Source organism: Alistipes intestinihominis, from assembly GCF_040095975.1.
Classification (GTDB): Bacteria; Bacteroidota; Bacteroidia; order Bacteroidales; family Rikenellaceae; genus Alistipes; species Alistipes senegalensis.
On sequence record NZ_JBBMFL010000042.1, the window covers coordinates 1 to 1,589 of the forward strand.

A 1,589-nucleotide genomic window follows, 5' to 3' on the forward strand; every position below is an offset into this window, starting at 1 on the left:
TGCAAGTCGTCGGGAAGACGGTAGACCGGGGACTGTTTCTGATCTTTTTTTGCTTCGGCTCCGGTGATGCCGATGAATAGTGTCAGAAACATCACGTAACTGAATTTGAACAGTGCTTTTTTCATGGTGGGTTAAAATTGATGATGTTATTGAATCGTTTGGCTACCGATTGGTTTGACGGCCGATGCGGTTCTGGTTACCCTCCTTTCCCAAGGCTTCGGCCAGAGCTTCGAGCATTCCGTATCCGAACCGATTGTCGGGAAGCAGGTAGTGGCCTTCGCTCCATTCGTTGAAGCATGCGATGGTGATGATGCGCGGCACGTCGGGACGCTGATTGAGATAGGCGAACGACGCTTGTACGAGAGCCTTGAAAGCCGCGGGATTTTCGTTTTCGAGAATGACGCATGACGGCCATTTACGACGTTCGGGGCTGGCCGAACGTCCGTTGGACGGCTCTATGTAGCGAGGTGTCGAATCCCAACCGGGAGAGAGCGACGGAAGATAGGGGATTTCGAAACGGCCATAGTGTTCGGGCCAGAGTTTCGTGGCTACGTCGGCGGCGACTACGCCGTAATCGGGAAGTTCGACCTCCTGCGGCTGGTAATGATCGGCCACCCAGGTGAACGGATTGTACGACCCTGCCGTACTGTAACCCACCTCCTTGGAATTCGGAGTGTAGAAACCGGACGAGTGATAATGCAATCCCTCGTGTCCCAATGTGCGGGCATAGGCTTCGAGTTCCTGGAAGAGCCGTTTGGTTTCGGAGAGTCCGAGCCGTTGTTCGAGCCGGTTGGGGTCCCAGATACAGATTACCGGTTTGCCGTCGATACGCCAATAGTTTTCCAAATGGCAATAGCGTGAAACGATGTATGCCAGACTTCGGAAAGCCTCTTCATAGGAAAAGTCCGGGGCATCGAAACTGGGCGGATAGGCGTTGCTTCCGTCGGTCTGCTTCGTGGGATAGAGGATATACCAGGGATGATTGGTCCACATGCAGGCGAATTTCACGTCGTTGGTGTTCTTCGCTTCGAGAAACCCTTCTTCGAGCGCCTCGTGGAGGCAGGGCTTGCCGTCGTACCAATACCAGTCCCAGATCAGTACGTCGATGCCGCTGTTTTTGCAGAGCTTGTTGTAGACCTCCCAAGTCGAAGGCAGGCTTTCGTCCAGTTCTCCCAGCAACGGCGTCCGGGGCTGTTGATGGCCTTCGAACCAGGGACGTGCACTTCGGATGAGGTTGTATTCGGTCCATCCGGGGGAATAGAGCTCGTTGTGGAGGGCTGAAGCATGATAATTAGGAAATGTGTAGCAGGCTACGGTCAAACCTTCGGGTTTCCGGAGCAATGACGGATCTCCGACAATGGCTTCGAGGTCCCGGGGCAGCGACTGCTGATGCTCCTGCGGTTGAGCCGACAGAGCGGTCGCGGCGTAGAGCGACAGGCTGGCTGCACAGAACAGTCTTGCACAGAATTGTTTCAATGTATTCATTTTTTAAGTTTTAAGGTAAAGTTACGCTATTCTACGACAAAGATCGGGATTCCGAATAGGAAGGCCGTTTTCTTCAACGGCCCGAGCAGATGTCCGACCCCGAT

At 53.9% G+C, this 1,589-nt stretch carries 1 protein-coding gene; it reads right to left on the bottom strand.

Translation table 11 applies throughout. From position 1 onward, the window contains the following. Positions 1-162: 162 nt before the first annotated feature. Entirely contained in the window at positions 163-1,485 is a 1,323-nt protein-coding gene (locus tag WMO46_RS15530) for a glycoside hydrolase family 99-like domain-containing protein (RefSeq protein WP_349094657.1), read from the bottom strand. Positions 1,486-1,589 lie beyond the last annotated feature (104 nt).

What these genes read in the sequence shown, in the direction of transcription:
- WMO46_RS15530 (WP_349094657.1), bottom strand. Translation starts at nt 1,485, where the DNA reads ATGAATACATTGAAACAATTCTGTGCAAGACTGTTCTGTGCAGCCAGC.